This window comes from Streptomyces fagopyri (assembly GCF_009498275.1).
Classification (GTDB): Bacteria; Actinomycetota; Actinomycetes; order Streptomycetales; family Streptomycetaceae; genus Streptomyces; species Streptomyces fagopyri.
Window position 1 is genome coordinate 2,199,230 of record NZ_CP045643.1, and the last position, 25,137, is coordinate 2,224,366.

20 protein-coding genes and 1 pseudogene are annotated in these 25,137 nt (G+C 72.0%); 10 read left to right on the forward strand and 11 right to left on the reverse strand.

Annotation, left to right across the window (positions count from 1 at the left end):
- Positions 1-145 precede the first annotated feature (145 nt).
- The 6 genes from GFH48_RS09395 to GFH48_RS09420 form a co-directional block, all read right to left on the reverse strand.
- Entirely contained in the window at positions 146-1,072 is a 927-nt protein-coding gene (locus GFH48_RS09395; RefSeq protein ID WP_153287826.1) for a S66 peptidase family protein, read from the reverse strand.
- Positions 1,069-3,027: a S9 family peptidase gene (locus tag GFH48_RS09400; RefSeq protein ID WP_153287827.1), complete on the reverse strand. Its 1,959-nt coding sequence runs from the start codon at positions 3,025-3,027 to the stop codon at positions 1,069-1,071. Before GFH48_RS09400 ends, GFH48_RS09395 begins: the two co-directional genes overlap by 4 nt.
- 10 nt (positions 3,028-3,037) lie before the next feature.
- On the reverse strand, positions 3,038-4,351 hold the full coding sequence (locus GFH48_RS09405) for a M20/M25/M40 family metallo-hydrolase (RefSeq protein WP_153287828.1): 1,314 nt from the start codon (positions 4,349-4,351) through the stop codon (positions 3,038-3,040).
- Complete coding sequence (locus GFH48_RS09410) at positions 4,344-5,177, reverse strand: M55 family metallopeptidase (protein WP_153287829.1); 834 nt, start codon at positions 5,175-5,177, stop codon at positions 4,344-4,346. Before GFH48_RS09410 ends, GFH48_RS09405 begins: the two co-directional genes overlap by 8 nt.
- Positions 5,178-5,468: 291 nt before the next feature.
- Positions 5,469-5,729 (reverse strand): hypothetical protein, encoded by a 261-nt coding sequence (locus tag GFH48_RS09415; RefSeq protein WP_228120474.1) that lies wholly within the window; start codon positions 5,727-5,729, stop codon positions 5,469-5,471.
- 348 nt (positions 5,730-6,077) lie between these two features.
- Complete coding sequence (locus GFH48_RS09420; protein ID WP_153287830.1) at positions 6,078-6,473, reverse strand: helix-turn-helix domain-containing protein; 396 nt, start codon at positions 6,471-6,473, stop codon at positions 6,078-6,080.
- Between the two features lie 230 nt (positions 6,474-6,703).
- On the opposite strand from GFH48_RS09420, the gene GFH48_RS09425 reads away from it, so the two are divergent.
- The 4 genes from GFH48_RS09425 (at position 6,704) to GFH48_RS09440 (ending at position 9,993) form a co-directional block, all read left to right on the forward strand.
- Positions 6,704-6,919, forward strand: a complete 216-nt coding sequence (locus GFH48_RS09425) for a hypothetical protein (RefSeq protein WP_228120476.1) — start codon at positions 6,704-6,706, stop codon at positions 6,917-6,919.
- Between the two features lie 121 nt (positions 6,920-7,040).
- On the forward strand, positions 7,041-7,259 hold the full coding sequence (locus GFH48_RS09430; protein ID WP_148013015.1) for a hypothetical protein: 219 nt from the start codon (positions 7,041-7,043) through the stop codon (positions 7,257-7,259).
- A gap of 78 nt (positions 7,260-7,337) precedes the next feature.
- Positions 7,338-9,254: a zinc metalloprotease gene (locus GFH48_RS09435; protein ID WP_153287831.1), complete on the forward strand. Its 1,917-nt coding sequence runs from the start codon at positions 7,338-7,340 to the stop codon at positions 9,252-9,254.
- 37 nt (positions 9,255-9,291) lie between these two features.
- Entirely contained in the window at positions 9,292-9,993 is a 702-nt protein-coding gene (locus tag GFH48_RS09440) for a hypothetical protein (RefSeq protein ID WP_228120478.1), read from the forward strand.
- A gap of 207 nt (positions 9,994-10,200) precedes the next feature.
- Here the strand turns inward: GFH48_RS09440 and GFH48_RS09445 are convergent, their stop codons facing one another.
- The 4 genes from GFH48_RS09445 to GFH48_RS09460 all read right to left on the reverse strand — a co-directional run bounded on the left by GFH48_RS09445 (position 10,201) and on the right by GFH48_RS09460 (position 16,827).
- Positions 10,201-10,929 carry a class I SAM-dependent methyltransferase gene (locus tag GFH48_RS09445; protein ID WP_153287832.1) on the reverse strand — a complete coding sequence of 243 codons (729 nt, stop codon included), beginning with the start codon at positions 10,927-10,929 and terminating at the stop codon, positions 10,201-10,203.
- A gap of 185 nt (positions 10,930-11,114) precedes the next feature.
- Positions 11,115-13,652, reverse strand: a complete 2,538-nt coding sequence (locus GFH48_RS09450) for a SpoIIE family protein phosphatase (RefSeq protein ID WP_153287833.1) — start codon at positions 13,650-13,652, stop codon at positions 11,115-11,117.
- Between the two features lie 154 nt (positions 13,653-13,806).
- The gene (locus tag GFH48_RS09455; protein ID WP_153287834.1) at positions 13,807-16,203 is read right to left on the reverse strand and encodes an MFS transporter; all 2,397 of its coding nucleotides are present in this window, start codon (positions 16,201-16,203) and stop codon (positions 13,807-13,809) included.
- A gap of 180 nt (positions 16,204-16,383) precedes the next feature.
- On the reverse strand, positions 16,384-16,827 hold the full coding sequence (locus GFH48_RS09460) for an SRPBCC family protein (RefSeq protein WP_153287835.1): 444 nt from the start codon (positions 16,825-16,827) through the stop codon (positions 16,384-16,386).
- A gap of 207 nt (positions 16,828-17,034) precedes the next feature.
- On the opposite strand from GFH48_RS09460, the gene GFH48_RS09465 reads away from it, so the two are divergent.
- From GFH48_RS09465 to GFH48_RS09480, 4 genes and pseudogenes are all read left to right on the forward strand, one after another.
- The gene (locus GFH48_RS09465) at positions 17,035-18,099 is read left to right on the forward strand and encodes an Rv2578c family radical SAM protein (RefSeq protein ID WP_153287836.1); all 1,065 of its coding nucleotides are present in this window, start codon (positions 17,035-17,037) and stop codon (positions 18,097-18,099) included.
- Between the two features lie 186 nt (positions 18,100-18,285).
- Positions 18,286-19,869 carry an alpha/beta hydrolase gene (locus GFH48_RS09470; RefSeq protein WP_153287837.1) on the forward strand — a complete coding sequence of 528 codons (1,584 nt, stop codon included), beginning with the start codon at positions 18,286-18,288 and terminating at the stop codon, positions 19,867-19,869.
- A gap of 55 nt (positions 19,870-19,924) precedes the next feature.
- Entirely contained in the window at positions 19,925-20,323 is a 399-nt protein-coding gene (locus tag GFH48_RS09475) for a RidA family protein (protein WP_153287838.1), read from the forward strand.
- A pseudogene (locus tag GFH48_RS09480) lies at positions 20,320-20,835 on the forward strand (N-acetyltransferase family protein); the annotation flags it as partial. The gene GFH48_RS09475 and the pseudogene GFH48_RS09480, both read left to right, overlap by 4 nt.
- A 439-nt stretch (positions 20,836-21,274) precedes the next feature.
- Here the strand turns inward: GFH48_RS09480 and GFH48_RS09485 are convergent.
- Complete coding sequence (locus tag GFH48_RS09485; protein WP_153287840.1) at positions 21,275-21,844, reverse strand: adenylosuccinate lyase; 570 nt, start codon at positions 21,842-21,844, stop codon at positions 21,275-21,277.
- 376 nt (positions 21,845-22,220) lie between these two features.
- Between GFH48_RS09485 and GFH48_RS09490 the strand changes: the two genes are divergently transcribed.
- Complete coding sequence (locus tag GFH48_RS09490; protein ID WP_153287841.1) at positions 22,221-24,026, forward strand: 3-hydroxyacyl-CoA dehydrogenase family protein; 1,806 nt, start codon at positions 22,221-22,223, stop codon at positions 24,024-24,026.
- A gap of 136 nt (positions 24,027-24,162) precedes the next feature.
- Complete coding sequence (locus tag GFH48_RS09495) at positions 24,163-25,002, forward strand: TetR/AcrR family transcriptional regulator (protein ID WP_194280537.1); 840 nt, start codon at positions 24,163-24,165, stop codon at positions 25,000-25,002.
- The last annotated feature ends 135 nt before the right edge of the window (positions 25,003-25,137 follow it).

Genomic DNA, 25,137 nt, shown 5'->3' on the forward strand with positions numbered 1-25,137 from the left:
ACCGGCGAGACCCTGTCCTCATCTCCCGGTCACCCCGGGAGGCCACCGCGCTCCCCGGGCCGGGCTCCACCCCGAGCGGCGCGCTCCCGCGGCGCGGCGGGGCCGCCCCGCGAAGGGCGACGGAAGGGTGCCGGCGGGAGCGCCCTCAGGCGAGTGCCGGTTCGTCCAGGGTGAGCGTCCCCGCGTCCGCGTCCAGTTCCGCCCCGACGCCGAACGCGACGGTGAGGGCCCCTTCGCAGTGGCCGAATCCGAAGTGTTCGACGACCGGCACCCCGAGGCCCCCCAGCCGGTCGGCGAAGACGGTCCGCACTCCCTCGTACGGGCCGCAGTCCACCCAGGAGCCGAGCGCGATGCCGGCGACCCGGTCGAGCCATCCGGCGCGCAGGAGCTGGGTGAGGATCCGGTCCAGCCGGTAGGCCTCCTCGCCGATGTCCTCGATCAGCAGCAGCCCGCCCCGGGCGGAGGCACGGGCGTGCGGGGTGCCGAGGTCGGCGGCCAGCAGGCTGACGCAGCCGCCGAGGGTGACACCACGGGCCCGTCCCGGCACCAGCGCGCCCCCCGTGCCGGCCGTGAGGGTCCGCACGGTCTCGGGCTCGAAGAGCGTCGCCCGCAGGTGTTCCTGTGTCCGCGCGTTCTTCAGGAAGTCGAGGGCCGCGACCATCGGTCCGTGCAGGGTGACCAGCCCGGCGCGGGTCGCGAACGCCTCGTGCAGTGTGGTGATGTCGCTGAAGCCGAGGAACACCTTGGGGCCCGCCGAGCGGATCGCGTCCCAGTCGAGGAGGTCGACCATGCGCTGCGCGCCGTAGCCGCCGCGGGCACAGAACACCGCGGACACCTCCGGGTCGCACCAGGCGGCCTGGAAGTCGGCGGCCCGGTGGGCGTCGGTGCCCGCGAGGTAGTTGAACTCGGTGTGCCGGTCCAGGACATGGGGAGCCACCACCGGATCGAGGTCCCAGCCCCGCAGCAGGTCGAGTCCCGCCTCCAGCCGCTCCTCGGGCACGGGACCGCTCGGCGAGACGACGGCGACGCGTGCCCCGGGTGCGAGGCGGGCGGGACGGGTCAGGGACTTCACTTGAGGAGCTCCAGGGTGGGAATGCCGGGCGGGTTCAGGCCGAATACCTGCGCGTACAGGGAGAGTTCGGACTCCAGGGCGCGCACCATGGTGTCGGCACGGCGGAATCCGTGCCCCTCGCCCTCGAAGGCGATGTAGGCGTGCGGGACGTGGCGCCCCGCCATCCTGGACAGGAACCGTTCGCACTGCGCGGGCGGACAGATGGGGTCGTCGAGTCCCTGGAGGAGCAGGAAGGGCGCGGTGATCCGGTCGGCGTGCTCGGCGGGTGAACGCTCCACGTACCGTCCCGGCACCTCGGCGAGCGGACCGATCAGCGACTCCAGGTACTGGGACTCGAAGTCGTGGGTCTCACCCGAGCCCCAGCTCGTGAGGTCGAGGATCGGGTAGAGGATCGTGCCGCAGGCGTAGACGTCGGTGGCCGTGAGGGACGCGGCGGAGGTCCAGCCGCCCGCGCTGCCGCCGCGGATGGCGAGCCGCCGCCGGTCGGCGGTGCCCTCGTCCGCGAGGGCGGCGGCGACGGCCGCGCAGTCCTCGACGTCGACGACGCCCCACTGCTCGCGCAGCCGGTTGCGGTACTCCCTGCCGTGTCCCGCCGAACCGCCGTAGTTGACCTCGGCGACGCCGATGCCGCGTGAGGTGAAGTAGGCGATCTCCAGGTCGAGGACGAGGGGGGCCCGGCCGGTCGGGCCGCCGTGCGCCCAGACGACGTAGGGCGGCAGTTCGTCACCGGGGGCGACCTGGTCGGGGTGGTGCGGTGGATAGACGTGGGCGTGGATCTCCCGGCCGGCGGGGCCGGTGAAGGTCCGGATCTGCGGCTCCGGGTAGTACGCGGGGTCCACCGGGTCGTCGTGGGCGGCACCGACCACCCGGGCGCGTCCGGTACGGAAGTCGAGCTCGACGACCTCGTAGGCGCTGCGCGGGCTGGCCCCGACGCCCAGGACGCGGCTGCCGTGCACGGCGAGTGTCGGCGTGAACTCGGTCCAGGGGCCGGCCGCGTCGACGACCTCGCCGGTCTCCGGGTCCAGTATCCCGAGCCGGGTGGCACCCCGTCCGTGCACGACGGCCACGAGTCCGCTCGAAAGCGGCGCGAACCAGCGGTACCCGATCTTCCACAGCGGGCCGCCGAACTCCTCCTCGCGGGTGCAGACCGGTGTCTCCCGTCCGAGCCGGTACAGGTTCCACCAGCCGGTGCGGTCCCCCGCGTACAGCAGGGAGCCGTCGGCGGCCCACTCCGCCTGGGCGATCGACTCCTCCGGGCCGCCCGCGACCACTCGCGGGGTGTGCAGGGTGCCGTCCTCGGCGACGTCCGCGAAGATGAGTTCCGTGCCGTCCCAGGGCATCCGCGGGTGGTCCCAGGCGAGCCAGGCCGCCTGCGCGCCGTCGGGCGACAGCCGTGGTCCGGTGACGAACCGGTGGCGTGCGTCGGCGAGTTCACGTACGGCGTCGCGGTCCCGCGCGGCCGACCCGTCGAGCGGCACCGCGGCTGCGACCCGTCGTACGTCGGTGGGTCCCTCGCCGGTGAACTCCTCCATCACGCACCACACTTCGCCCCGGTCGGGATGCAACCGCGGGTCGACCCAGCGCAGTCCGCCACCGACATGGGATACGGGCGTGAGGGGACGGGGTTCGGCACCCGGCTCGTACGCGTACAGCCGCTGGTCGGCGAAGTTCACGAACACCACGAACGGACCCTCGGGGCGCATCTCCCCCGCCCAGGGCTGTCCGCCGTACTCGATGACGCGGCTGCGCACGTTCCACGGGGCGGGCAGCACCGACTCCTGTGTGCCGTCCGCGCGCCGCCGGACGAGGGTACGCCGGCCGCCCTCGGCGGGCCGGGGTTCGGTCCACCAGGCCTCGTCGCCGACGAACCCGGCGAACTCCGGGTGCCCGTCGTGTGCCGCGGCGAGCGCCGCGTCGATGGGCGAGGGCCATGATCCGTATGCCAGTGTCCGCATTCCGTCCCCCTCAGGCCGTACGCAGGAAGCGGTCGAGAACGCGGACGCCGAAGTGCAGTGCCTCGACGGGAACGCGTTCGTCGACGCCGTGGAAGAGCGCCTGGTAGTCGAAGCCCTCGGGCAGCCTCAGCGGCGCGAATCCGTAGCCGGTGATGCCGAGGCGCGAGAACTGCTTGGCGTCCGTGCCGCCCGACATGCAGTACGGGACCACGTGCCCTCCGGGCGCGAACTCCTCGACCGCCGCCCGCATCCGGCGGTACGTCACCGAGTCGACCGGCGCCTGCAGGGCGACCTCGCGGTGGTGGAACTCCCACTCCACGTCCGGTCCCGTCAGCTGGTCGAGGGTGGCGCGGAACTCGTCCTCGGTACCCGGGAGATGGCGGCCGTCCACGTATGCGGTGGCCTCTCCGGGAATCACGTTGACCTTGTAACCGGCGCTGAGCATCGTCGGGTTGGCGCTGTTGCGCACGGTGGCCTCGACCAGCGCGGCGCCGGGGCCGAGCTTGCGCAGCAGTTCGTCCACGTCGCCGAGGTCGTCGAGGTCCGCGTCGATCCCGTACAGCGCGGCGAGTTCGACGAGGGCCGCGCGGACGGTCGGTGTGAGCCGGAGGGGCCACTCGTGCGCGCCGATCCTGGCGATCGCGGCGGCCAGGTGGGTCACGGCGTTGTTCCGGTTCACCTTGGAGCCGTGGCCGGCCCGCCCGCGCGCCGTGAGCTTGAGCCACCCGGTGCCGCGCTCCCCCGCCCCGATCGGGTACAGCTCCCGGCCCCCGCCGTCGTGGAAGGTGAACGCACCGGACTCGCTGATGCCCTCCGTGCAGCCCTCGAAGAGCTCCGGGTGGTGATCGGCGAGGAACCCGGACCCGTCCTCCGCGCTCGCCTCCTCGTCGGCGGTGAACGCGATCACGAGGTCGCGCCGGGGCCGCACTCCGAGGCGCTTCCAGCCCCGCAGGACCGCGAGGATCATCGCGTCCATGTTCTTCATGTCGACCGCGCCACGTCCCCAGACGACGCCGTCTCGGATCTCCCCGGAGAACGGGTGCACGCTCCAGTCCTCGGCCTGCGCGGGCACCACGTCGAGATGGCCGTGGACGAGCATCGCGTCGGCGGAGGGGTCGGTGCCCTCGATGCGCGCGACGACGTTCGTACGGCCCTTGGTCCGTTCCAGAAGGACGGGTTCGACGCCTGTCTCGGCGAGCAGCGCGGCGGCGTACTCGGCGGCCGGCCGCTCCTGGCAGTCGCCGCCGCCCCGGTTCGTGGTGTCGATGCGGATGAGGTCGGAGGTGAACCGTACGACCTCGTCCAGTGCCTGTTCGTCAGCCATACTGCTCCTCCACCGCGGCCGAGACGATCGTGGTGACCGCCTTGAAGGTGCGGATTGCCTCGTACATGGTGTCGTTGGTGTAGGCCACTCTCCGCTCGCCGGTGCGTTCCACACCCGGTACGACGGTGGCCGCCATCGACAGGTGCTCGGCGTCGAACTCCAGCGCCACCGTGAACGGGCCGCCCGCCACCGGTTCGTGCCGTACCGCCAGCGCCGCCGCCTCCTTGGCCGCGGCCCGGATGTCGGCGGCGGTCCGGGACGGTGTCCGGCACACCGCCGCGTACCGCGACACATGGTCCTTGACGGCGACCTTGAGCGCCTCCGGCGCGTATCCGAGCGCGTCCTCGCAGGCCAGGTCGTCGCCCGTGACGAGGACGACGGGTACGCCGTACTCGGCGACCACGTGCGAGTTGAGCAGTCCCTCGCTGGCCCGTACACCGTTCACCCAGACCCCGGTGATCGAGTTCGCGAGGTAGGTGTGGGCGAGGACGCCCTCCATGCCGGCGCCCGTGTGGTAGCCGACGAACGCGATCCCGTCCACGTCGCCGTGCTGTACGCCCTCCACCATGGACAGCGACTTGTGCCGGCCGGTGAGCATCTCGGCTCTCTCGTCGAGTCGTTCGAGCAGGAGATTCCGCATGGACCAGTGCGCCTCGTTGATCAGCACCTCGTCGGCGCCACCGTCGAGGAAGCCGAGTACGGCGGCGTTCACGTCCGAGGTGAACATCGAGCGGCACCGCTCCCATTGCGGTGTCCCCGGCAGCACGTCGGCCGGCCAGGTCACCCCGGTGGCGCCCTCCATGTCGGCGCTGATGAGGATCTTCACGACACACCCTCTTCGCACAGGTCAGCGGCTTTGTTCATGTCGGGTCACGCTACGCGGCGACACGGCGCCGGGCCAGGACGCCATGCATGGACATAGCCGCCCGAACCGGTCCCGTCGCACGCTTCGCGACCGTTCGGCGGTCAGGGTTTCACGGCGACCGCGGAGAGCCGCGGGGAGGGGGTCGCTTCGGCGGACCCCGGCGCCGGGGCGACCTCGCGCGCGCCGCCCGCCGGTCACGGGGGCGGGGGCCCGGAGTGCGGGGTCCGGTGCGAGGCGTGAACGCGGTCGGGATCAGTCCTCGTAGACGGTCAGGACGACGCCGTCCAGCTCGATGCGGCGCGGCGTCCCGCCCTCCCCTCGCACCAGCGCGTCCAGGCAGCGGCGAAAGAGCTTCAGCTCCTGCTCACTGAGGACGGCGGCGGCGAGGTCGAGGAGTTCGGCGAGCGCGGTCTCGGTCAGTATGTCGGGCAGTTCGCCGGAGAGCAGGACGACGGACTCGCCGGTACTGCCCCGGACCACGGCGGTGGTGGGTCCTCCGTGCACGAACAGCACATGTCCCCCTGGGTGACACAGGGGTCGTGCGGCTCACGTGCCCCGAGCAGAATGAGAGACTAGCTGTGGATCTTGCCGGTTTCGGCGGTTCTGGATTCTTTTACCGGGATCCCCGGGAAGCGGAACCGGAGCGGGCGTCCAGGCGTCCAAGCCCTTCGCTCCCGAGCGGTGCCGGCGTCCGACGCACACCGCGGCCCAGGACGCGCTCCGACCGCGACGGGTCCGGCACCCCGACGACGCCCGGACCACCCGACGCGACGCCGGCCCCCTGAGCCCGGCGTCAGGCGTCAGGCGTCAGGCGTCAGGCGTCAGGCGTCAGGCGTCAGGCGTCAGGCGTCAGGCCGATGGTCAGCCCCGGTGGGCGTCGCGGCCCAGGAGGGATTCCACGAGCGCGGCGACATGGCGCCGGTCGTCGACGGAGAGCTGCTGGACGCTCGCGATGAGCAGGTCCACCTCGGGATCGGCCGAGACGCCGGTGTCCACCACGGCGGACGCCGGGTCCGTCGCGTACACGTGAATGCCGCAGGCCTCCGCGGCGGCACGGCGCACCGTGTCCAACGACAGTCCGAGCCCCTTGGACAACCCCTCCAGCGTGCTGGGCTGTGGCATGCGCACCACGCGCTCGGCCGTCGCCAGGTGATGGACCGTGGAGCGCGGGATGCCGCCCCGACGTGCCACTTCTCCGTAGGACCAGCCCTCACGGTCGAGGCGATCTCTGATGATCTGCTGCAGTGCGTTGGCCACCGATGGTCACTTCCTGCTCGCCGCCGGGCGGAACTCTTCCAAGCGGGATCGATTCTACGTGGGGCTTCGCTCAGGCCCCAGAAGTCTTTCCCCGAACCGCTTGCGCGGCGAGCTCTGGGGCTACTACTGTCCAATCTCGTTGGACAGCACGTCCGACAAGATTGGACGAAGTTTGGGGGGAACCTGCCTTCGTTCGATCGGAAATGTCTATCCCTGAGGGGGAATTGATCATGATGGACAACCGTGAACTCGACACCGAGTCCGCCGAGCTGCTGCCCGGTCGCGAGGCCCTCGGACGTCTGAAGTTCAGCTTCGGCCGTACCACCAACGTGACCAAGCACGTCGCCAACATCAGCGCCCACAACGAGTCCGCCGCGCTCAACGACCACTCCAGTTGGTCGGACGCGTCGTCCAGCGCCGCCCAGGCCATCAACGTCTCGCAGTAGTCCGGCACGGGACGCCCGCCCGCGTCTCCGCCCACCTCCGCGACACCGGACGCCATGCCCGCGTCCGTCCTCGCGTCACCACCACGACCACTCAACGAACCACGTCCCGAAAGGACATCCCATGAGCATGGACATGAACGAGCTGCAGTCCGAGTCCGCCGAGCTGCTGCCCGGTCGCGAGGCCCTCGGACGCCTGAAGTTCAGCTTCGGCCGTACCACCAACGTGACCAAGCACGTCGCCAACATCAGCGCCCACAACGAGTCCGCCGCGCTCAACGACCACTCCAGCTGGTCGGTGGCCGAGTCCAGCGCCAGCCAGGCGATCAACGTCTCGCAGTAACACCCGCCGCGCAACGGCTGTTCGGCGGACCGCGCCCGGGGCGGGCGCGGTCCGCCCTTGGGGGGGGAAGGACCACACATGACGGCACTGGGGGACGGGCCCGCGTTGCTGTACGACACCGGGTCGCCGGTGCCGGGGCCGGGAGGAATCCCGGTCACCTACGAGCAGTTCGCCACGGGGACGCTGCCGGTTGTCGGCGCCGGCGTCGAGGTACTGCCGGTACCCCGACTCAGCTCCGGGCTCAAACTGCACGGGGAGTACCAGGGGTCGGGCTTCACCGACCCGAAGTACATCGCGCGCCGCGGCGACGGCCAGGTCGTGCAGCTGTCCCGGCTGCTGTACCTGGTCGCCTCCGCGATCGACGGCGTACACGACATCGAGACCATCTCGCACCGGGTGAGCGCCCGCTACGGGCGCGAACTCAGCGCGGAGAACGTGCGCTATCTGGTCGAGGAGAAGCTCGACCCGCTGGGCGTCACCGTGCCGGAGGGGCAGGACGAGGAGGAGATCACCGCGCCGCGGTCCGATCTGCTCCTCGCCCTGAAGGGGCACCGGATCATCTTCAACGAGCGCAGGGCGGGCCGGATCGCCCGCTCGCTGGCCTGGCTGCACCGCCCCACGGTGGTCGTGCTGATGCTGGCGGCGGCCGTGGCGATGGACGTCTGGCTGTTCGGCTTCTTCGGCGCGGTCGAACCCGTGCTGCAGGTCCTCGACCAGCCGGTGCTGATGCTCGTCGTGTTCGGACTCACCGTGGCCTCACTCGTCTTCCACGAGTTCGGTCACGCCTCGGCCTGCAGATACGGAGGCGCGCGGCCGGGGTGCATCGGCTGCGGGCTCTTCCTCATCTGGCCGTCCATGTACACCGACGTGACGGACATCTACCGGATCGGACGGGCCGGACGGCTCCGCACCGACCTGGGCGGGGTGTACTTCAACCTCGTCTTCATGCTCGCCATGACGGGCGCGTACTTCGCCACCGGTCAGCAGTTCTTCCTGGCCACGGTGTATCTCGGGCACTTCGAGATCCTGGAGCAGCTGATGCCGGCCGTCCGGCTGGACGGCTACTACATCCTCGGCGACCTGGCCGGCGTCCCGGATCTCTACGGCAAGATCAAACCGATCCTGCTCAGCACGGTGCCCGGACGGCGCGGGAAGGCGGCCCGCGCCGAGGTCGTCGGGCTCAAGAAGTCCTCCCGCACCATCATCACCACGTGGGTCCTCACGATGGTGCCGCTGCTGATCGGTGAACTCGGCTACGCGCTGTGGAACCTGCCGCGGATCGTCGCCACGATGGTCCGCTCGCTCACCGCGCAGGTCGTGGGCACGGGCGACGCCTTCGTCAACGGCCAGATCGCCGCCGGTCTGATCGGGGTGATCGGCTGCTTCATGCTGCTGTGCCCGATGGCCGGTGTGGTCTACCTGTCGGTGAAGATGGGCGGCCGGGTCTTCCGTGCCGCCAAGCGCTCGACCGACGACAAGCCGCGGCTGAGGGTGACGCTGTGCGCGCTGGCGCTGGTCGGTCTGGGCACGCTGAGCTACGCGTGGGTCTCCGGTGTGACGCCCGAGCCGTTGCCGAAGCGGCCGCCGATCGCCCCGATCCTCCAGCCCGGTGTGTCCACGGCGGAGCCGCCCGCCCGGCAGGCGACCGCACCCGGACCGCAGGCGTCGCCGTCCGGCACCGCCGCGGTCCCGCCGTCCGGCGCCGCGTCCCCCGGTGCCTCGGGCGCCGCCTCGGCGAGTGCCTCGGCCTCGCCCAGCGCGGACGCCGGGGCCTCCGCGTCGCCCAGCGCGGGCCCGTCCAAGAAGCCGGCCGAGCCCACCGGCGGCCAGAACACGACGGGTTCGGCCACGGCCGGTTCGCCGGCCGGTCCTTCCGAGGGGTCCGCCGAACCGTCGCCGTCCGACGATCCGACCTCGGCGGCGCCGACCACGGATCAGCCCACCCCGACCGACAGCCCGAGCGTGACCAGTGAACCGCCCCCGGCCGCCCAGTGACCGGCCGCACACTGCACCGACACCACAGGAGAACCATGTGAGCACACACGTCAACGCCCATCGAAAGCCGAATCCCGTCGGCACGTCCCTCGGCCGAAAGGCCATGCGCATAGGCCTGTTCGCGGCCGGCGCGGCCGGTATCGCCGCCGCCGTACCGGCCCAGGCCGCCACGGCGGCGGCCGGCGGCATGGGACGCAACGCCGCCGTCGCCGAGGACCACACCTTCAGCCACGCCGACCGGGCCCATCCGACCCAGGTCAAGGACTCCTTCACCGTGCGGCAGTTCGGCACGGTGACCTCCGCGGGCATCCGCAACCAGGCCAACGCGGTCTCCGTCGGCTGCTCGGTCGACGCGCACTGCCGGTCGGTGGCCCTGTCCTTCCAGATCGTCACCCTCGCGGGCCAGCACACGCGCCTGAACGCCGTGAACCTCAGCGACGCGGCGAACCAGCACTGCGACGGATGCCAGACCCTGGCCGGCGCCTACCAGTTCGTGGTCTCCACCGCGCGTCCGATCACTCTGGACAGTGCGACCAGGAACCGGCTCGCCGACATCCACCGCAGGCTCGACGAGTTGAGCCGCTCCGGTATCCCGGCCGTGGACCTCAAGACGAAGGTCGACGCGCTGGCCGCCGAGGTCACCGGAGTCCTGCACGACGCGGTGGCCGACGCGCCCAAGGCCGCGGACCAGCCGGCCGTGGCGGTGCACCGTCACATGGACGGCTGGCCCGGCCGCTGAACAAGGCCGCCGCACGCTGCCGTCGGCGAACACCGCCGGCGGACGTCGTCGCCCGAGACTCTCGCGCGACGATGACGTGAGGCCGCCGAACGACGGCGCGGGGCCGTTGAGCGGGGCCGTCGGCTCACGCCACCGCCCCCTCGCCCAGGGCCACTGAGAGGGGTACGGCGTCACCGACCGGCCGGTGACGCCGTACCCGTGCCCTGCTCACCCTGCGGTGCGACCCGCCACCAGCCACTTCGAGGGCAGTTCGATCCGGGTGCCGACCGCGGTGTACTCCGCGGTGACGAGTGGGAGTTCACCGCTCGCGAGGACGGTGAGCCCGGCCGCGCCGAGGTGGTCGGGAACGGACTCGTCGGAGACCTCGCCGGGGGCGATGCCGTGCCGGAGGATGGGTGCCAGCTTGGCCGGAGGGCCGTCGGCACCCTGCGCGAGTTCCATCAGGACGGGGCGGGCGGCCTCCGAGAGCTCGACGAGGAACACGCGTCCGCGCTCCCCCACCAGAGTGGCGATGCCGTCCACCAGCGGCTGGCGGTCCTCCGGTTCGCACTGGTGGAGCACGCCCCGCATATAGACGTTGGCGTCACCGAGCTCCGCGTGCAGGCGCTGCACCTCGCTCTTCTCCGACGCGTCGAGCAGCTGGTAGGTCGCCTGCCCCGCGGTGTCGGCGTGGCGGGCGTGGTCCAGCGCGGCGGCCGAGATGTCGGTGCCGACGACACGCGGGAAGCGGTCGGCGAGGAAACGGGTCTGGGTGCCGTTGCCGCAGCCCAGGTCGACGAGAGGCAGTCCGTGGAACGTCACGTACGGTTCGAAGAGAGCGAGATGGACGCCCGCGGTGAGGGCGGGCTCCGCATCCCAGAAGACGGCTCCCTGTTCGTCGGGAGCCTCGCGCCAGAAGCCCTCCCAGGCTCCCCTGTACCGACTCGTCACGCTCATGCCCGCTCCCCAGGTAGCGCCGCCGCCCGCCGAGCACGACGGGCGAGATCGGTCTATCGCGCCTGGAGTGCGCCGACAAGCGTGCGGCGCATTCCTTCACCGGTCATTTCGATCCGTGTACGCCGTCGCACGCCCCTTGCGCCCCCACGAGCCCCGGGAGTGCGCACGTAAGTCCCCGGTGCGTGTCAGCGCCGCGGCAGCGTCAGTTCGAACCACACGGTCTTGCCCGCGCCGGTGCGGCTCGTGCCCCATTCCCGGGCCAGCGTGCTGACGACACGCAGGCCGCGTCCGAACTCGTCGCCGGGGCCAGCGCTGAGCAGCGTGGGCAGGTTGTGGTCGTCGTCGGCCACCTCGCACAGCAGGGTGTCGCCGCGCACGAGGCGCAGTTCGACCCGGCGGCCGCGCGTGTGCCGTACGGCGTTCGCCACCAGTTCGCCGGCCATCAGCTCGGCGGGGTCGGCGAGCCGTCCCAGGCCCCACTCGTGCAGCTGCTCACGGACGGCGGCGCGGGCCCGGCCCGCCTCGGCCGGATCGGAAGCGAGCCGCCATTCGGCGATGTCCTCGGACTCGATGCCGTTGAGCCGCGCCATCAGCAGAGCCACGTCGTCCTTGCGGCCGCCGCGGGTGTTGAGGGCCCGGATGATCGTGTCGCAGGCGTCGTCCATGGACGCGGCCGGGTGGGCGGCGGACTCGCAGAGCGTGGCGAGGCCGACCCCGATGTCCTCGCCGCGCACCTCGACCAGGCCGTCGGTGCACATCACGAGCCGGTCGCCGGGCGCCACCGGTACGCGCACCGCCTCGAAGGGGACACCGCCGACCCCGATGGGCGCGCCGGTGGGCAGGTCGAGCAGATCGCTGTGGCCGTCCCCGGCGCGGACCAGGACGGGCGGGATGTGGCCCGCGTTGGCGAGGTGCAGCTCACCGGCGATGGGGTCGTAGACGGCGTACAGACACGTCGCGAGATAGTGCTCGCCGAGCCGCTGGGCCAGGTCGTCGAGGTTGCGCAGGAGCTGGGCCGGCGGCAGGTCGAGTGCCGCCATGGTCTGCACGGCGGTCCGCAACTGGCCCATCATCGCGGCCGAGTTGAGGCCGTGACCCATCACGTCGCCGACGACGAGGGCGGTGCGGGAGCCGGGCAGTTTCACGGAGTCGAACCAGTCGCCGCCGACGCGGCCGAGGAGCGTGCCGGGCAGGTAGCGGGTGGCGATGTCACAACCGGCCATGCGGGGCGCTATCTGCGGCAGCATGCTGTCCTGGAGGGTCTCGGCGACGCTCTCCTGGTACGTGTACATACGGGCGTTGTCGAGCACTAGCCCGGCCCTGGCGGCGAGTTCGGCGCCGGTGACCCGGTCCATGTCGTTGAACTCGACTCGCTCCGGGTGACGCAGCAGGACCATGAAGCCGAGCACCACGTTGCGGGCCTTCAGGGGGACGACCAGCATGGAGCGGCCGGTGATGAGGGGCCTGATGTCGCGCTTCTCGAACTGCGCGGCGATCATGTGCCCCATCTGCTTGCTGATGCGCGGCACGAGGACGGGCTCGCCGGTGGTCATGCACTGGAAGAACGGGGTGTGCGCGGGGAACGGCATGGCCTCGCCGACGGGCACGACGTCGTCCCAGCGGCCCGGCTCGTCCGTGTGCTCGAGGGCGACGCGGTGCCACATGGTGGTCGTGTCCGGCACCCCGTCGGGGAACCCCTCACCGGCGACGACCTGTTCGCGCAGATAGGTGCCCGCCACGTCGGTGAAGCGGGGTACGACGGCCCGGCTCACCTCCAGGACGGTCCGCGACAGGTCGAGGGAGGTGCCGATGCGTCCGCTGACCTCGTTGAGGAACTCCAGGCGTTCGCGCACCGCGACGTACTCGAGGTCCTCGCCCTCGTCCCCCGCGTACGGGTCGTCCTGTGCGTCCGGCGGGAGCGGCAGGCCGGCCGCCGCGGCCCCGGCGGCCCGCTCGCGGCGGGCCTTGCGCCCGGCCCGCCGAGGCACCCCCCAGTCGGGGGTGACGGGCACCCGGTCGTTCTGGCTGAACTCCATCACGGGATAGCCGAGTTCGAGGATCTGCGCGACGATGCGGGCGCCTTCGTCCACACTCATGCTGGGCAGGATCTCGGGCAGTCTGCGGGCCAGTTCCTCGGCGCCGGGGAAGTCGGTGTGCAGCGCGAAGGCGGGGGCGATGCGCTCGACGGCCACCCGGTCGTCGGCGTGGCGCATCGCGCCCGCGTCGGCGGCCAGAACCAGCAGCCGCTCCCGCCCCGGACCCACCAGCGGGTACGCCCACCACAACACGTCGACGCGGTCGCGGTCGCGGTCGCTGTCGTGCTCGTGGTCTCGGTCCCGTTCCGCTTCGCGCTCCCGGCCGGGCACCGTGAGCCGGGCGCGCCCGGCCGCCGGGTAGGAGAGCCGCCCGTCGAGCGAGGACTCCAGGTCGGGGCCGAGCCCGTCGTACGCCGCGTACGCCGCGTACGACGCGGTCTCGTCCTCCTCCGGCAGCACACCGGAGACGGGGAGCAGGTCGACGGCCGGGTGACCCACAGCGTCCTGCTTGGAGACGCCGAACAGACGTCGGGCGCCGGTGCTCCAGTGGGACACCAGGCCGTCACGGTCCACGGCGACCACGGCCAGCGGGACGCGTCCGGCGTCGGCGTACTCCGTGACGCCGTTCCCGGCGGTGCGGCTGAGGGGTGTGCCCACTTCGGTGCGACGCGAAGTGCCGCTCTCCATGGCCCTGGCCCCTCTCCCCGCGGCTCGGCAAGATCTGTGCCGCACCCACCACCGTACGACCGCGGCGCGGCGCCGTGTGCGGCAATAGGGGAATTGACCTTTCCCGGGGGCGCTCCGGCGCACCACCCGTCCCCACGGCGGCGGGTGCCACCGGTCAGTCCTCGTGGCCGAGTTGCAGATCGCGTTCCGTGCGGCCCCCACCGGCCACCTGGAGCACGGTGGCCACCGGCGGGTAGCCGGCCGCGATGACGGTGTACTCGCCGGAGGACAGGTCGACGAAGCGGAAGGTGCCGTCGGCGCCGGTGGTGAGTGTGTCCACGACGTTGCCCGCCGCGTCCAGGAGGGTCACCCGCGCGTCCTCCACGGGCCGTCCGCCGCCCGCCCGCACGGTGCCGCGCAGGACGGCGCCACCGGCGAGTTCGACGTCCTGGCGGGTCTCGCGGGAGGCCTGCACGCTGACCGGGAGCGCGGCCGGCCGGAACGCGGGCGCGCTGCCTGCGAGGGTGTACTCGCCCGCCACCAACTCCGTGATGACGTAGCCTCCTTCGCGCCCGCTGCGGGTGGTGGCCACCACCTCGCCGTGGACGTTGGTCAGCGTGACCGTGGCGTCGCGCACCGGAGTCCCGTCCGCGGTCAGTACGCTCCCGGCCAGCCGGCCGGCGCCGCCGAGCACGACGTCCAGTTCCACCGGACGCTCGCCGATCGTCACGGAGACGGCCTGCGGCTGGTGCCCGCCGGCCGCGGCGATCAGGACGTACGACCCCGATCCGGGGGTGGACAGCGCGTACCGCCCGTCCTCACCGCTCGCTCCTCGCCCGATCTGCCGGCCGGAGATGTCGATGAGGGTGAGCGCGGCGCGTGGCACGACGGTTCCGTCGGGGTGCTGCACGGTGCCGCAGACGGGGATGCCGGCGGCGTGCGTGGTGCGGGCCGGGGGGACCTGCGTGAGGGGGACGGGATCGGTGTCGGCGGCGGGGGCGTTGTGGGACACCAGCGGTTTCTCCTTGAGGAAGAAGGCGATGAGCAGGCCGAGGACGAGCACCGGCACGAGGTAGAGGAAGATCCGCGGCATGGCGTCCGCGTAGGCCGCGATGTAGGCGTCGCGCAGGGGCGCGGGCATCGCGTGGACGAGTTGCGGGGTCAGGGACTCGGGGTCCGGGACGGCGGTGCCCGCGCGCGCCGGGACGCGTTCGGCGAGCGCGTCCGCGAGCCGGCGGGCGAACAGCGTGCCGAAGATCGCGGCGCCGACGCTGCCGCCGATCTGCCGGAAGTAGTTGTTGGCGCTGGTCGCGGTGCCGAGGTCGGCGGGGCGCACCGAGTTCTGGACGGCGAGGACCAGCACGGGCATGACCATGCCGATACCGGCGCCGAGGACGGCCATCCAGACGCTGTAGGTCAGCCGGGGTGTGTCGACCTCCAGCCGGGAGAGCAGCCACATGCCGAGCGCCGACAGGGCGGCGCCGAGCACGGGGTAGACCTTGTAGCGGCCGGTGCGGCTGATGAGCTGGCCGGAGACGACGGAGGCGCCGACGATGCCGCCCATCATCGGGAGCATGAGCAGTCCGGACTCGGTGGCGCTGGCCCCGTCGACCATCTGCAGGAAGGTCGGGAGATAGCTGGCGGCGCCGAAGAGGGCGACGCCGATCACCAGTCCGACCAGCGCGGTGATGTTGAAGACGCCGTCCCTGAACAGCCGTGGCGGGATGAGGGGTTCGGCGGCGAAGCGCTCGACGACGAAGAAGAGGACCGTCCCGGCGAGGGCGCCCGCGCCGAGCCCGAGGATCACCCCGGACCCCCAGGCGTACTCGGTGCCGCCCCAACTGGTCAGCAGGACCAGGCAGGTCGAGGCGGCGGCGAGCAGCAGCACGCCGAGGACGTCGACGCGTCCCCGGCGGACGGGCTTCGGCAGTTTCAGGACGACGGTGACGACGGCCAGTGTGAGCAGGCCGAAGGGCACGTTGACGTAGAAGCACCAGCGCCAGGAGAGGTGGTCGGTGAAGTAGCCGCCCAGGAGCGGTCCGGCGACCGAGGCGAGGCCGAACGCGGCGCCGATCAGGCCCATGAACCGGCCGCGTTCACGGGGCGGCACGATGTCGGCGATGATCGCCTGCACGCCGATCATGAGACCGCCCGCGCCGACGCCCTGGACCGCCCGGAAGGCGATCAGCTGGTCCATGGTCTGCGCGCGTCCGGCGAGCGCCGAGCCGATCACGAAGAACGCGATCGCGAACTGGAAGACGCCCTTGCGGCCGAAGAGGTCGCCGACCTTGCCGTAGACCGGCAGTCCGATGGTCGAGGTGAGCAGGTAGGCGGTGATCGCCCAGGACATCCGGTCCAGGCCGTGCAGTTCGCCGACGATCTTCGGGAGCGCGGTGGCGACGATCATCTGGTCCAGCGCGGCGAGCAGCAGCGCGAGCATGAGCCCGAGGAAGACCAGCCGTACCTGGCGCGGGCCCAGCCGGTCGGGGCCGGTGGGGCCGGTCGTGTCGGAATCGGCGGGCCGCGGGGGTGCGGCGGCCGGTTCGTCCTGTACCAGAGTGATCCCGCCCACGTGCCGTTCCCCTCGTCGCACTCACCGCACAATTCCCGCTTATCGCGACAACTGCGAGCAAGCGCGACGAGTTACGGCGAACCGTCGCGTCGCGAGGAGATGCACTCGAACCGGTGAGGGCGGCAACGCGCCCTGGGGGGTTGCCTCTTGGGCCCGCGGGCCGCCGAGGCCCGCTCGGGGCTACTTCTCGGTCTCGGTGGCGAGCCTTTCGAGCACCAGGTCGTAGATCCGGCCGAGCCCCTTGGGCGCGAAGGTCTTCTCGAAGAAGCCGCCGATGCCGCCCGCGCCGTTCCAGACGGTGCTGACGACGACCCGCGACTTGCCCTCGCCGGCCGGGGTGACCCGCCAGGTGGTGACCATGGAGGAGTTGCGGTCCTTCTCGACGAGTTCGCCGTCGGTGGGCTCGGTGACCTCGAGCAGGCAGTCGCGGACGCGCTTGCTGGTGGCCTGGAGCTTCCAGTGGACGAGGGTGCCCTCGCCGTCGCCGCCCTCGCGCACCTCGTACTCGCTGAAGTGCTCGGGCAGCAGCTTCGAGCGGGTGCCGGTGTAGTCGGCCAGGGCGTCGAACACCGCCTCCGCGTCCGCCGCGATGACCCGCTCCGTCGTGGCCTCGACCTGCGCCATGGCACTTCCTCCAGCACTTGGTGACTCGGGGTGTGCGGCCACCCAACCACCACGCGGGCCGCGCCCTCAAATCGGGGTCCCCACCCGGCGCTGAAGGGCCTTGGACGGGGGGCGCGGAAGGGGGCCGCGACGTGGCCGGGGAAACCGGGTCGCACGATCAAGGGAACATGTGTTCTATTCTGTGGCCAGTGCTACCGAGGAGGCCTCATGCGCTGGGAGAACCTCACAGCGGACCCCGCCGGGGACCGCGCCCGCAACGCCGTGCTGTTCGGCGCGGACGCGGTGACCACCCGCACGTTCGACACCCCGGAGTTCCGCGGGATCACGTTCCACGAGATCCGGGCCCGCTCGATCGTGAACCGGGTGCCGGGGGCCTCCCGCATGCCCTTCGAATGGACGGTCAACCCCTACCGGGGCTGCACACACGCGTGCGTGTACTGCTTCGCGCGCAGGACGCACAGTTATCTGGACCTCGACACGGGCCTCGACTTCGACTCCCAGATCGTGGTCAAGGTCAACGCGCCGGACCTGCTCCGCCGCCACCTGGGCTCCCACCGCTGGCACGGCGAGCACATCGCGATGGGCACCAACGTCGACTGCTACCAGCGGGCCGAGGGCCGCTACCGGCTGATGCCGGGCATCCTCGCCGCCCTGCGCGACCACGCGAACCCCTTCTCGATCCTGACGAAGGGCACCCTGATCCTGCGCGATCTCGACCTCCTGAAGCAGGCGTCGGACGTCACCGACGTCGGCATCTCCGTCTCCGTGGGCTTCACCGACACCGAGCTGTGGCGCACCGTGGAACCGGGCACCCCGGCGCCCGAGCGCCGCCTCGACGTCGTGCGCACCGTGACGGACCACGGCATCGGCTGCGGGGTCCTGATGGCTCCGGTGATTCCCTTCCTGGGCGACCACCCGGCTCAACTGCGCGCCACCGTGCGGGCGATCGCGGCGTCCGGGGCCACCTCCGTGACCCCGCTGGTGCTGCACCTGCGGCCCGGCGCCCGCGAGTGGTTCATGGCCTGGCTGGAGCACCACCACCCGTATCTCGTCCGCCGTTACGAGCGGCTGTACGCGGAAGGGGCGTACGCGCCCAAGTGGTACCAGCGCCGGATCACCCGTCAGGTCCACGAGCTCGCCCGGGAGTACGGCATCGGTCCCGCGCACGGGGGCGTGCCGCGCAGGATCGCCGCCGCCGGGTCGGCCGCCGTCGGGACCGCCGCCGGGACCGCCGCCGAACCGGCCGTGCCGACACAGCTCACGTTGCTCTGACGGGCGTTCGAGCGCCGGCGTTCCGGGACCGCGGCGTCCGAAACCTCTCTGACGTCATCCGAGCGCATCCCGCGACCCAATCGGGTCAAGTCTCGCCAGAACGGGTTCTTCCCGGCCCCCACCCCGGGACGATGCGGCGAAGGCCGTGGCGTGCACGGCTCAAAATCCTCCGTCCTGGGAGGCCTTGTGAAGAAACGCGCAGCTGCTCTGTGCGGGGCTGCCGCCGTGGTGGCCGGGATGATCACGTCGATCCCCGCCGACGCGAGCGCCGGCTCCGCGACCGCACCCCTCACCGTCCGGGCCGCGAAGCCCACCTGGAAGAAGTGCGGGACCAGTTCCTACCCGGCCCTCCAGTGCGCGTCCGTGAAGGTGCCGCTGGACCACTCGAAGCCGGACGGCCGGCTCATCACGCTGGCCCTCTCGCGCGTCCCGCACACCGCGAAGACGTACCAGGGGCCGCTCCTGGTGAACCCCGGCGGCCCCGGCGGCAGCGGGATCACGATGGCCGGGTTCGTCGCCTCCACACTGCCCAAGGCGGTGGCGGCGCAGTACGACGTCATCGGCTTCGACCCGCGTGGCGTGGGCGCGAGCCGGCCCGCGCTGGACTGCAGGCCCGGCCACTTCGCCCCGGTCCGGCCGGACACCGTGCCCAGCACCCCCGCCATCGAGACGGCCAACCTCGACCGCGCCCGGTCCTTCGCGACGGCGTGCGGCGAGAAGTACGCGAGCCTGCTGCCGTACATCGACACGATCAGCGCGGTCCGCGACATGGACTCGATCCGTGCCGCGCTCGGCACCGAGAAGATCAACTACTTCGGTTACTCGTACGGCACCTACCTGGGCGCCGTCTACGCCAAGCTCTACCCGCAGCGCGTACGCCGTCTGGTGCTCGACTCCGTCGTCGACCCCTCCGGTGTCTGGTACGAGGACAACATCGGGCAGGACTACGCCTTCAACGACCGTCATCGGGCCTTCCTCGCCTGGGTCGCCAAGCACGACGCCACCTACCGGCTCGGCACCGACCCGGCCGCGGTCGAGGCCAAGTGGTACGCGATGCGCAGGGCGCTCGCCGAGAAGCCCGCGGACAAGAAGGTGGGCGCCTCCGAGCTGGAGGACACCTTCATCCCGGGCGGCTACTACAACGGTTACTGGCCCCGCCTCGCCGAGGCCTTCGCGGCGTACACGAACAAGAAGGAGACCACCCCGCTGCTCGCGGCGTACAAGAAGATCGGCGCCAAGGACGCCTCGGACGGCAACGGCTACAGCATCTACACCGCGGTGCAGTGCCGTGACGTGTCCTGGCCGCGCGACTGGAACCAGTGGCGCAGGGACAACTGGGCCGCGTACGGCAAGGCACCCTTCATGGTCTGGAACAACGCCTGGTACAACGCGCCGTGCGCGTTCTGGCCGACGAGCGCGCTGCGACCGGTGGACATCTCCAACACGGCCCTGCCACCGACGCTGGTCTTCCAGGCGACCGACGACGCGGCCACCCCGTACCAGGGCGGCGTGACGGTCCATCACCAGCTGCTCGGCTCCAGCCTGGTGGTCGAACAGGGCGGCGGCAACCACGGCATCACGCTGAGCGGGAACGCCTGCCTGGACAAGTACCTGGCGGCGTACCTCACCGACGGCAAGGTGCCGCACGGCAGCGGTGAGGCCGACGCGGTGTGCGAGAAACTGCCCGACCCGGAGCCGCTGAACACGAGGGCGGTGTCCGCCACCTCGCAGGGCGCGACCCTGCACGGGCTGCTCGGCCCCCGCGGCTGAGCGCACCCGGACGCCCGTCGGGGGCGCTGTCACACCCATGGTCCACCATGGACGCATGAGTGAACCGACCCGCATTCCCGCCCCCGCCGGAGTCGCCCCCGCCGCCGCGTATTCGCACGTCGTCCTCGGCACGGGCCGCCTCGTGGCGGTCTCGGGACAGCTCGCCCTGGACGAGGACGGCGGGCTCGTCGGCGAGGGCGACCCGGCGGCGCAGGCCCGTCAGGTCTTCGAGAACCTGCGCCGCTGTCTGGCCGCCGCGGGCGCGACCTTCGACGACGTCGTCAAACTCACCTACTTCGTCACGGACATGGCCCATATGCCCGCCATCCGCGCGGCCCGGGACGCCCACATGCCCGCGGACCGCCTGCCGGCCGCCTCCGCGGTCCAGGTCGCCGCGCTGATCGGCCCCGAGTTCCTGATGGAGATCGAGGCGTTCGCGGTGCTGGGCGGATGAGCGGCATCCGGGTCCGGGAGATGACCCTCGCGGACTGCGACCGGGTGTCGGAGATCCGCGTCCGCGGCTGGCGGACCGCGTACGAGGGCCTGATGCCCCGGTCGTACCTCGACGCCCTCAGTACCCGGGAGGACGCGGCGCGCCGGCGCCGCCGCTTCGCGCGGGGTGACGCCGCGGTGGTGAACCTGGTCGCGGAAGTGGCGGGCGAGGTGATCGGCTGGGCCTGCCACGGCCCGTACCGGGACGGCGAAGTCGCCCCCACGGACGTCGAGTTGTACGCGATCTACGTCGACCCGGACCGGACGGCGACCGGGGTGGGGCGCGCGCTGCTGCGGGAGTCGGCCGGGCGCTGCGCCGCCGCGGGGTACGAGCGGATGCTGCTGTGGGTGCTCAAGGACAACACGGGGGCCCGGGGGTTCTACGAGCACGCCGGATTCCGCCCCGACGGTACGGAGGAGCCGTTCGAGGCGGGCGGTGTCGAGGTGCCCGAGGTCCGCTACGCCCGCACGCTCACCGAGGCGCCCGCGCCTGCACCCACCACCACCCGCACCGATGCCGACGCCGGTGCCGGTGTCGGTGTCGGCGCGGCCGGCGCGGCGGATTCCGTGGCCTGACGCGGTCCGAAACGGTCTGCCGCCGGTCGGCCCCGGCGGGTCCTTCCGGGAAGCGGCTCCGCGGGTTGTCTTCGCCGGTTCGGGGCGCTCCCGCGCGGACCCCACCCACCACGCCCGGAACGCCCCTCCGCCACACACCCGAGCGATGAGCGCGGCCGACGCGGCACTGCTGGGGGGCGGCCCGCCGTCCGACCCTCACCGAACACCAGCGACCCACGACCGTCAGCCGCTCGCGACCCGCCCCCGGACGCGACCCCCACCCGCGGGCGGGAACGGACGGCGGCGGTTCGGGTGGGCGAGCACCGGGCAGGACATCCGGTCGGCGGGGGGGCACGCGTCAGTCGGGCAGCCGCGCCAGCGCGCGCACCGCCTCCTCGGCGAGGACGGGATGGGCGAGCGCGTCGTTCAGGACGGGTCTCGCCCGGGCGTCGCCCAGCGCGCCGAGTCCCGTCACGCAGGCCAGGGCGACGGTGCGGTGCGGATCGTGCGGGCGCAGCCTGCGCCGCAACGTGGTGACCAGCGCGGGTACGGCCTCGGGGGCGCGCAGCTCGACCAGCAGCCGAACCGGATGCAGCGCGTAGGCGACGCGCAGTTCGTTGGTGGCGAGCGCGGCCGCCGCACGGGCCGTGCGCGGATCACCGAGCCGCGCGAGGGCGTGGGCCGCGGACGCGCAGCGTCGTGGCTCGCGGTGGTTGAGCAGCAGGACGAGCGCCTCGAAGGCGCGACCGTCCCCGGCGGCCCCGAGCCGGAAGGCCGCCAGCTCCCGTGCCCACAGCGGCTGCCCCGGTTCGGTCAGCGCCGCCGCCAGTACGTCGAGGTCCTCGGTCGCCACGAGTCGGTCGTACGCCGGCGAGGCCCCCGCCTCGTTTCGTAAACGCTCCGTGAGTGATCGCAACTCCTCGTCCATGCCGCCGAGACTAGATGCGGTGCCGCCGCGTGGGGACGTACATCACGAACTCGGGGGCTGGCGTGCTCGTTACCGGCGGGTTAAGCTCAGACGAGCGAGTTACCCACTCGTGCATTCCTCAGGGCGGCCTGGTGACGCAGCCGCCGTGAGAGCAGTCGGTTCGGTGCTTCAGGCACCGCAGTACGACATGGCTCCGGGACAGAGCCGGTCGGCTTCACCGTTCACCGGGTACGCCCTCGCGGGCCTCCCGGCCCGGACGGCACCGGGCGTGTGCGCTCGTCAGCCCGGCAGCACCCGTAATGCTCCGCACCCCGTGCGCTCCTCGGCGCATCCGTGCGTCCTCTCCTCAGTCGTCACCCTCATCTGGAGTCCCGCGATGGCCGCTCCCCAGTCCGACCTTCCCCTGTCCCCTCTCCAGACCGTCGCCGTCGTCGGCCTCGGCACCATGGGCACCGGTATCGCCGAGGTGCTCGCCCGGGCCGGCCGCGACGTCGTCGGCATCGACGTCAGCGAGGCCGCGGCCGTCCAGGCCGTCACCGCGCTCGAAGCCTCCACCGCCCGCGCCGTGCGGCGCGAGCGGCTCACCGGGGCGGAGCGCGAGGGCGTCCTCGCCCGTTTCCGTACCTCCACCGACCTCGCCGCCGCGGCCGACGCCGACCTGGTCATCGAGGTGACCCCGGAGTCGTACGACATCAAGCAGCAGGTCTTCCGCGCGCTGGACGACATCGTGCGCCCGGACACCATCCTGGCCACCGGTACCAACGCCCTGTCCGTGACGCGTCTGGCCGCCGACTCGGCCCACCCCGAGCGCGTCCTCGGCCTGCACTTCTTCAACCCGGCGCCCGCGATGAAACTCGTCGAGGTCGTCTCCTCCGTGCTGACCGCGCCCGCGGCGGTCAGCGCCGTCACCAACCTCGCCCTCGACCTCGGCAAGGAGCCCGTCGCGGTCGGCGACCGCCCCGGCTTCGTCGCCGACGGACTGCTCTTCGGCTACCTGAACCAGGCGGCCGCGATGTACGAGGCGAAGTACGCCTCACGCGAGGACATCGACGCCGCGATGAAGCTCGGCTGCGGCCTGCCCATGGGCCCGCTCGCCCTGCTCGACCTGATCGGCGTCGACACGGCCCGTACGGTCCTCGAGGCCATGTACGCCGAGTCCCGCGACCGCCTGCACGCCCCCGCGCCCATCCTCAAGCAGCTCAGCGAGGCGGGCCTGACCGGACGCAAGTCGGGACGCGGCTTCTACTCCTACGAGGCTCCCGGCAGCCCGAGCGTCGTGCGGGACGCGCTGACGCCGCTCTCCGGCGGCCCCGGCACACCGGGCCGTACGGTGCGCTCGGTCGGCGTCGCCGGCTCCGGGACGATGGCGTCCGGCATCGCCGAGGTCTTCGCGAAGGCCGGGTACGAGGTCGTCCTGGCCGCCCGCAGCGAGGAGAAGGCGCAGGCCGCCAAGGCCCGGATCGGCAAGTCGCTGGCACGGTCGGTCGACAAGGGCCGGCTGACCGCCGAGGCCGCCGCGAGCACCCTGGACCTGATCACACCGGCGGGCTCCTACGACTCCTTCTCCGACGTCGATCTCGCCCTGGAGGCGGTGGCCGAGGACCTGGACGTCAAGCAGCAACTGTTCGCCGTGTTCGACAAGGTCTGCAAGCCCGGCGCGATCCTCGCCACCACCACCTCCTCGCTGCCCGTCGTGGCCTGCGCCCGCGCGACCTCGCGCCCGCAGGACGTGATCGGCATGCACTTCTTCAACCCTGCCCCCGCGATGAAGCTGGTCGAGGTGGTCAGGACCGTCCTGACCGCGGACGACGTGCACGGCACGGTCCGCGAGCTGTGCGAGAAGATCCGCAAGCACCCGGTGGACTGCGGCGACCGCGCCGGATTCATCGTGAACGCGCTGCTCTTCCCGTACCTGAACAACGCGATCAAGATGGTCCAGGAGCACTACGCGACGCTCGACGACATCGACGCCGCGATGAAGCTGGGCGGCGGGTACCCGATGGGTCCCTTCGAGCTCCTGGACGTGGTGGGCCTGGACGTCTCCCTGGCCATCGAGAAGGTGCTGCACCGGGAGTTCCGTGACCCGGGCCTCGCCCCGGCGCCGCTCCTGGAGCATCTGGTGGCCGCGGGCTGCCTCGGCCGCAAGACGGGACGCGGCTTCCGCGAATATGCCCGCCGCTGAGCGTCCCGGCGACCGGTCCGCGGACAGCGCCGACTGGGGCGGGCTGCTCGAACCCGTCGGAAACCCCCCGCCCGTCGAGGGTGGGGGGATCCCCGGACTTGCACGTCCTCCTGCGTACATGCAGTACGTTCGGGTCATGTCCCAGCCCGCCAGGTCCTCACGTACACCGGCCACGCCCGACGCACCGGAGAGTGCCGCGGGCGGTCGCGCCGCCGCGCAACGGCTCAAGATGCGACGGGAACTGGCGGCCTCGGCCATGGAACTGTTCGCGACCAAGGGGTACGAGGCGACCACCGTCGACGAGATCGCCGCCCGGGCCGGGGTGGCCCGCCGCACCTTCTTCCGCCACTTCCGTTCGAAGGAAGAGGCGATCTTCCCCGATCACGACGACACCTTGATCCGCGCCGAGGCGGTCCTCGACGCCGCGCCCGCGCACGAGCATCCCCTCGACACGGTGTGCCGCGGCATCAAGGAAGTCATGAAGATGTACGCGGCCCACCCCGAGATCTCCGTCTCGCGCTACAAACTGACCCGTGAGGTGCCCACGCTCCGGGAGGCCGAGATCGCCTCCGTGGCCCGCTACGAGCGGCTCTTCACCCGCTACCTCCTCGGCCACTTCGACGAGCACGCCCACGACGACGACGCCAACGACGATCCGCTGCTCGCGGAGGTCGCCGCGTCCGCCGTGGTCACGGCGCACAACCACGTCCTGCGGCGCTGGCTGCGGGCCGGCGGCCAGGGAGACGTGGAGACCCAGCTCGACCACGCCTTCGCCATCGTCCGCCGGACGTTCGGGTCCGGGATCGGCGCCGGGCGGGACGCCGCGCCGCGCACGGCACCCGCGAGCTCCTTCACGGAGGGGGACGTCCTGGTGACCGTGGCCCGGGTCGACGCCCCGCTCGACCAGGTGATGCGCACGATCGAACAGGCGCTGCGCGACCGCCCGCCGGGTTCGCGGAACCAGCAGAACCCGTAGAACCCGTAGAACCCCTAGAAACAGAGAACCCGCAGAGCCAGAGAACCCGCAGAACCGGTGGGACGCGCGGACCGCGCCGCCGTCCGGCAGGACGTCCCGGCGCGGGCCCGTGGGTTCCCGCCCCTTCCGGAGACG